General features: G+C 62.0%; 1 protein-coding gene. It reads left to right on the plus strand.

The window, feature by feature from the left end; translation table 11 throughout:
* The coding region (locus ACR0B3_RS24530) for a DegT/DnrJ/EryC1/StrS family aminotransferase (protein ID WP_480811315.1) at positions 1-531 on the plus strand (531 nt) is incomplete at both ends.

Genomic DNA, 531 nt, shown 5'->3' on the forward strand with positions numbered 1-531 from the left:
CGGGCAAGTGGTTCAACGCGGTTCAGTACGGTGTCCGCAAGGAAGACAATATGCTGGACTATGATCAGGTCGAAGCGCTGGCGAAAGAGCACCAGCCCAAGCTGATCATCGCTGGCGGCTCGGCCATCCCGCGCCAGATCGACTTTGCCCGCATGCGCGAGATCGCCGACATGGTCGGTGCCTACCTGCACGTTGACATGGCGCATTTTGCCGGTCTGGTCGCCGCAGGCGAGCATCCCAGCCCCTTCCCGCATGCGCATGTAGCGACGACCACGACGCACAAAACCTTGCGCGGCCCCCGTGGCGGCATGATCCTGACCAATGATGAAGATATCGCTAAGAAAGTGAACTCGGCCATCTTCCCCGGCATTCAGGGCGGTCCGCTGATGCATGTGATCGCAGGCAAGGCCGTGGCCTTCGGCGAGGCGCTGCGTCCCGAATTCAAAAGCTACATCCAGCAGGTCGTGGCCAACGCGCAGGCGCTGTCGGATCAGTTGATCAAGGGCGGGCTCGACACGGTGACCCACGGCA

It is taken from the genome of Ruegeria sp. CE9 (genome assembly GCF_056537425.1).